The following is a 6,029-nucleotide window of genomic DNA, read 5'->3' as shown; positions in this document are numbered from 1 at the left end:
ATTCTTAGGGGAGGTGCGCGGCGGCTGCGCCGCCGCGCACCTCCCCGTTAGCTTTTCCCCTTCTCCCCCGCGCGCGCGGGGGAGAAGGGGCAGGGGATGAGGGGGCATATTGGCAGCCGACTCCAAAATGAGAATTGCTGTGCACCCCGAAGGCGCATTGATCTTGCGGCGATAGTGTGCTACAGTGAGTTATAGCGGCGCGTCCGCGTGAACCATCGTCGTCCTTTGAGCAGCGGTCCCGGTCGCAGACCCGAACGGCCAACCGCCCGTGCACGTAACGGCTATGGCACTGCAAGACACCGACATCACGGCATCGAGCCAGCCCGACCTGGAACTGGTCGAGCGACTGGCGGGCGCCGAAAATGTATGCCTGACCATCGTCGCCGTCCTCGCGCTGGTGGTGCTGGCCGGCTGGCTGGCGCCGCCGGTGGCGTCGCTCTTGCCCGCCGGCTGGTCGCTGTTAAGTCCAAGCACGGCGGTCAGCTTTCTGCTCGCCACCGCATCGCTCGCCCTCTCGCAGCCTGCGCGCAGCCAGCGCCAACTGAAGGTCAGCCAACTGCTTGCCATCAGCACCATCATCATCGCGGCCACCGTCGGCCTGCAGATCTTCCTGTATAGCCCGTTCGAACTGGATCGGCTGCTTGGGTTTGAGGCCGATAAACTGCTGCCCAACCGCCCATCACTGCAGGGTTCCGCATATCTCGCGTTGCTCGGACTGTCACTGGTGCTGGCCCGGACGCGCAAGAACTGGCTCAGTCACGTTGCCGATGCCGCCACGCTGGGGTTGATCGCGCTGGTGCTGGTGGTGCTGGCCGGGTATATCTTTGGCGTGGCGAACCTGTACGGCCAATCCGAACAAACGCGCGTACCTCTGCACGCCCTGCTGGCCATGACGCTGCTCGCTTATGTGCGCTTTATGCGCCGGGCCGAGTATGGCGTGTTCACCGTGCTGCTCGGCACCGGCATCGGCAGCCAGTTTGCGCGGCTCACCCTCCCCTTCGCGCTGGCGCTGCCCTTTGTGTTGGATTTCGCCGTGCATAATGCCGTCAGCGCCGGGTGGCTAACGGCCGCCACGGCCCAGGCGTTATCGGCCGCCGTAAGCTCGCTGTTCTTGATCGGCGCCGGCGTATACCTGGCCTGGCACATCAACCGCCTGGAGCGCCGCCTGCGCGATATGTCGCTGACCGATGACCTTACGCAGGTATACAACCTGCGCGGCTTCCGCTTCCTCGGCGAACAGAGCCTGCGCGAGGCGCAGCGCGCCCGGGCGACGCTGACCCTGCTCTACATCGACCTGGACAACCTGAAGCGGATCAACGACGCCTTCGGCCACGATGCCGGCTCGCGCTGCATCTGCGACGTGGCCAGTCTGCTGCGCGACTACATGCGCAGCAGCGACATCATCGCGCGCATCGGCGGCGATGAGTTCGCCGTGGTGTTTCACGGCAGCCGCGCCGACGCCGCGCCGGCCCTGCAGCGCATGCGCAACGCCGCGGCCGCCCTCAGCCGCGCCGGCGCCCGGCCGTACACGATCAGCTACAGCGTGGGCGAAGCAGCCTACGATGCGGAAGGGCATGAGTTATTCGACAGCCTCGTGGCGCGCGCGGATGCGGCGATGTACGCACTGAAACAGCAGGCGAAAGCGGGGCGCTAATCCGGCAACAAGCCTCGCCGTGCCCTGCGCTTGTCGAAGGCGTACCCTGAGAATTCCAGGTCGCCGCGGCGACGTGCATGCGGACAGAAACTGGTGCGCCGCATATCCACGCCGTCATTCCGGCGAAGGCCGGAATCCAGGCGGGCGTAACAGAGCCCGTATGCGTGCCAGATGCTGGCTTGGATGCCGGCGGTGGTCAGCGGCTTCGTTGCGCCTGGGCCTCCAGCCCAGGCGTGCTTAACGTCCAGCGGCGCGAAGCCGCTGGACAACACCGCTGACCGTTAATCGCCCGCTGGCCCGAAGCCAGCGGGCAACGCATGCCGGCATGACGGGCTAGAATGAATAGCCAGTCTGGTTGCCAGCCAGGTTTCTGAACAGCCAGTCGAAGGGTGGGCCACCCAACGCTTGCGCCTCGACAAGCTCCCTTCGACAAGCTCAGGGCGCGCTTCGTCGGGTGATACTCACGCACGATGACCCTTGAATGGCCCTGCCCGAATCGGCGTCAATTTGCGCCGCGGCCAAAGGACGCCTAGAATCTATGGGCGCAGGTATTGAACACACGCCATATACTGAAAGGGATCGATTCCATGAGCGCCAGTTTGGCCGAACAGATCATGAAGGGGATGCAGAGCGGCTTCCAGTCCGACAAGGCCGCCGGCATCGATGCCGTCGTGCAGTTCAACTTGACCGGCGACGGCGGCGGCAATTATTACTTGACGATCGAAGATGGCAAGCTCGACGTGCAATCCGGCACGGCGCCTAGCCCCAAGATGACGCTGACCGCCACGGCGCAGGATTATTTGGAGATCGCCACCGGCAAGCTCAACCCGATGGCCGCGTTCTCGTCGGGCAAACTCAAGGTGGGCGGCGACATGATGTTCGCCATGAAGTTCTCTTCCTTCTTCGGCCGGAGCATGTAACGCAGTCATCCGCCCGTTCGCACGAAACGAAACCCTCGCCAACGCGAGGGTTTTTCGTTCTATGCGGCCGCCCGACATCAGCGTGCCACACGCTCATCGCGTGGCAACCGCGCTGTCATACTGTTTCAGTTTGATCATGTCCCCATCGCTGGGGGGTAAGTGCGGTTGTCACCCCCTCATCCCCTGGCCCCTTCTCCCCCGCGCACCGGGGGAGAAGGGGAAAAGTGAAAGGGGATTGCTATGTAGTGCTGACACATACAACAATCGCTTGGGGACATACTCATCACAAAACAGTATCAGCGCCTTGAAAGCGGTCGGCATACCGGACGAGAACGTTCAGCGGGCTGGCCCCGCAGCCGGCGCGCGGCGTTCTTCGGCAAAAAGCGGCCGCAGCAGCGTCAGCGCGCGCGCGATGGCCGCCCGGTCGCTCTCGGACAGGCTGGCGAGGTGCCGCGCCAGTTCAGCCTGCGTCGCCTGGCGCGCCGACTCCCACGCCGTGCGCCCGCCGGCCGTCAGCGCCAGCGTGACGCGCCGGCGGTCGTCCGCGAGCGTCTCGCGCGTAGCCAGTGCGCGGCAGACCAGGCCGTCGATCAGCTTGGACGTTGTCGGCAGCGCCAGCCCCAGGAAGTCGGCCACTTCGGAGAGCGAGGCGCCGGGCTGCCGCGCCAGAAAGCCGAGCGCCCGGAACTGCGGCACCGACAGGCCCGCCGCGCGGTGGCGGCGCATCTCCGCGCGGATGGTGCGGATGATCGCCGGGGTCACGTCCAGCAGGTCGCGGGCCACCTCATTCGTCGTGCTCATGGTCACTCCCTATTGCAATTCGCGCACGCGCGGCAGCCACCAGAGAATCAGCAGCGAACTGACCAGTGCGATTGTCGCGCCGACGCCGATGCCGGCCGAGACGCCGAAATGCTCCGCGACGCTCCCCGCCTGTATCGCGCCGATCGGCTGCATGCCGGCGAAACTGGCGAGCATGTAGATGCTCATGACGCGCGCGCGCAGGTTGTCGGGCGCATGCGACTGCACGAGCGCGTTCGCGGTGGACTGCTGGGCCATGAACGCGAAGCCCGCCACGGCCAGCAGCAGTAGCGAGAGCGCATACGATGTGGAAAACGCCAGCCCCAGCAGCGCCGCCGGGTAGACCAGGTTGCCTGCCGACAGGATGACCCCGCGCCGCCGCGAGTAGCTCAACGTCGCCATCATCAGCGCGCCGGCCAGCGCGCCGACGCCCGTCGCGGTGCTCAGGAAGCCGAGCCCTTCCGCATCCACGTGCATCACGTCCCGCGCGTAGGCCGGCAATAGCGTCGTGTACGGCACGGCAAAGACGGCCGAGATCGAGACCACGAGCATCAGCGCGAGGATCGACGGCGCGCGGCGCACGTAGCGCAGGCCTTCGCGGATATCGGCCAGGATCGCCGCATGGCGCGCAGGCGGCGTGACTTTCGGCATCTCCATCCGGAAGATGCCGTAGATGACCGCGAAGTACGACAGGCCGTTCAGCAGGAAGCACCACCCCGCGCCGACGGCGCCAAGCGTGAGGCCGGCCAGCGCCGGCCCGACGATGCGCGAGCTGTTGAAGATCGCGGAGTTGAGCGCGATGGCGTTCGACAGGTCGTCCTTGCCGACCATATCCTTGACGAACGCCTGTCGCGCCGTCATGTCAAAGGCGTTGACGGTGCCCAGCAGGAACGCAAGCACCAAGATGTGCCACGGCTGGACGACGCCGGCGAAGACCAGCGCGGCCAGCACGAACGCCAGCAGCGCGGCGGCGCTCTGCGTCAGCAGCAGCACCGTGCGGCGCGACAGGCGGTCGATCAGCGCGCCGGCGGTGAGTGCAAAGAACCAGATCGGAATCGCGCCGCAGAAGGCGACCAGCCCCAGGTAGAGCGGCGAGCCGGTCAACTGGTAGACCAGATAGCCCTGCGCGACCTGCTGCATCCACGTGCCGACCTGCGATGTCAACTGGCCGGCTGTATACAGGCGGTAGTTGCGGTGGCGCAGCGATGCAAAGGTGCGCGGCGGGTTCCATTCGCCGGCCACTTTGGTCGCCGGCGGCGACGATGGGACGCTGAGTGCGGTTCCCGCGTCAGGTTGGGTAGACTCGCCCTGCATAAATGCTTCCCCTCTCTAATGCTTATTCATTCTAATAGTTCGTAATACTAATTATATAAGTGGTAGAGATGACTGTCAAGTCGTGGGCGCGCCGGCGCGCCGGGTCCCAGTCGTTAGCGTTTGACACCGCCCGCAATTGGAACCACAATCGCTGCTATTCAAAGCGGAACGGGTTGCCGTTGCCGCAACCGGACGGTGCACATAGGTACAAGCGCGTGGTTGCTGGTCTCTGCGGCATTTCTGGCCTCCGCGGTGGAAATGGTCGAGGCGTTGACGATCGTGCTGGCGGTCGGCGTGACGCGCGGCTGGCGCTCGCCGCTGATCGGCGCAGCGCTGGCGACGGGCGCGCTGGCGGTCGTCATCCTGGCGCTCGGCCCCGCGCTGACGATCATCCCGATCGATGTCCTGCGCCTGGTCGTCGGCACGCTGCTGCTCGTCTTCGGCATGCAGTGGCTGCGCAAGGCGATCCTGCGCGCGTCGGGCCATAAATCGCTGCACGACGAGGACGCGATCTTCGCACGCGAAGCGGATGCCGCAAAGCGCGCGAGCCACGAGGTGCGCGCCGGCATGGACTGGTACGCGTTTACGCTGGCGTTCAAGGGCGTTTTCCTCGAAGGGCTTGAAGTGGCGTTCATCGTCGTCGCGTTCGGCGGTACGCCGGGCGGCATGTCGCTGGCCGCGCTCGGCGCGGCGCTGGCGCTCGTGCTGGTGGTACTGGCGGGCCTCGTGGTGCACCGGCCGTTGAGCCGCGTGCCGGAGAACACGCTCAAGTTTGCCGTTGGCGCGATGCTGACGACGTTCGGCATCTTCTGGGGTTCGGAAGGCGCCGGAGTGGAGTGGCCCGGCCAGGAACTGGCGTTGCTTGGCGTGCTGGCCTACGTGCTGGGCGTGTCGTTTGTAGCGATCGCGGCCATGCGCCGTGTGCGCGTGCCGGCCGCCGCGCCGGCACGGTCGGCTGCGCAAGCGGAGAGTGAATCATGAGTGTCATCGCGCGTTTCTTCGCTTTCTGGTACGACTTCATCGTCGGCGACGACTGGACGGTTGCGGTGGGCGTCCTGCTGGCGCTGGCGGTCACGGCGTGGCTCGTCGGGACGGGCATCGCCGTCTGGTGGGTGATGCCGCTGGCTGTCACGCTGCTGCTGGCGCTCTCGCTGGCGCGAGCGGTGAGGCGATAACAACAGACGCGCCCGCCGCGATCGCCGCGTGTAGCCTAATATAAAAATCTTACTTTCAGCTGATTCGTGGCCTAGCCACAAAACCTTACCGCAGCGGTGATGGTTTGAGTTCGTGCAGCAGTTCAAGGACGGTGCGATGCAACTGGACGACATCCAACTGGGCATGCT

At 65.6% G+C, this 6,029-nt stretch carries 6 protein-coding genes; 4 read left to right on the top strand and 2 right to left on the bottom strand.

Annotated elements, in window-relative coordinates:
- Positions 1–283: 283 nt before the first annotated feature.
- A complete protein-coding gene (locus tag HZB53_19570; GenBank protein MBI5879852.1) occupies positions 284–1,654 on the top strand; it encodes a GGDEF domain-containing protein in 1,371 nt (456 codons plus the stop codon).
- 587 nt (positions 1,655–2,241) lie between these two features.
- Positions 2,242–2,574, top strand: a complete 333-nt coding sequence (locus HZB53_19565) for an SCP2 sterol-binding domain-containing protein (GenBank protein ID MBI5879851.1) — start codon at positions 2,242–2,244, stop codon at positions 2,572–2,574.
- Between the two features lie 336 nt (positions 2,575–2,910).
- On the opposite strand, the gene HZB53_19560 is transcribed toward HZB53_19565, so the two are convergent.
- Both HZB53_19560 and HZB53_19555 read right to left on the bottom strand, forming a co-directional pair.
- Entirely contained in the window at positions 2,911–3,375 is a 465-nt protein-coding gene (locus tag HZB53_19560) for a MarR family transcriptional regulator (GenBank protein ID MBI5879850.1), read from the bottom strand.
- A 9-nt stretch (positions 3,376–3,384) separates the two neighbouring features.
- Positions 3,385–4,686: an MFS transporter gene (locus HZB53_19555; protein ID MBI5879849.1), complete on the bottom strand. Its 1,302-nt coding sequence runs from the start codon at positions 4,684–4,686 to the stop codon at positions 3,385–3,387.
- Positions 4,687–4,887: 201 nt separating this feature from the next.
- Between HZB53_19555 and HZB53_19550 the strand changes: the two genes are divergently transcribed.
- The gene (locus HZB53_19550) at positions 4,888–5,667 is read left to right on the top strand and encodes a hypothetical protein (GenBank protein ID MBI5879848.1); all 780 of its coding nucleotides are present in this window, start codon (positions 4,888–4,890) and stop codon (positions 5,665–5,667) included.
- Entirely contained in the window at positions 5,664–5,861 is a 198-nt protein-coding gene (locus HZB53_19545; protein ID MBI5879847.1) for a hypothetical protein, read from the top strand. The genes HZB53_19550 and HZB53_19545 overlap by 4 nt, the downstream gene beginning before the upstream one ends.
- The last annotated feature ends 168 nt before the right edge of the window (positions 5,862–6,029 follow it).

The organism is Chloroflexota bacterium, from assembly GCA_016235055.1.
GTDB lineage: Bacteria > Chloroflexota > Anaerolineae > JACRMK01 > JACRMK01 > JACRMK01.
The sequence above is the reverse complement of the archived record's forward strand: the minus strand, read 5'-3'. Positions and strand labels throughout refer to the sequence as shown.

What these genes read in the sequence shown, in the direction of transcription:
- HZB53_19570 (MBI5879852.1), top strand. Translation starts at nt 284, where the DNA reads ATGGCACTGCAAGACACCGACATCACGGCATCGAGCCAGCCCGACCTG.
- HZB53_19565 (MBI5879851.1), top strand. Translation starts at nt 2,242, where the DNA reads ATGAGCGCCAGTTTGGCCGAACAGATCATGAAGGGGATGCAGAGCGGC.
- HZB53_19560 (MBI5879850.1), bottom strand. Translation starts at nt 3,375, where the DNA reads ATGAGCACGACGAATGAGGTGGCCCGCGACCTGCTGGACGTGACCCCG.
- HZB53_19555 (MBI5879849.1), bottom strand. Translation starts at nt 4,686, where the DNA reads ATGCAGGGCGAGTCTACCCAACCTGACGCGGGAACCGCACTCAGCGTC.
- HZB53_19545 (MBI5879847.1), top strand. Translation starts at nt 5,664, where the DNA reads ATGAGTGTCATCGCGCGTTTCTTCGCTTTCTGGTACGACTTCATCGTC.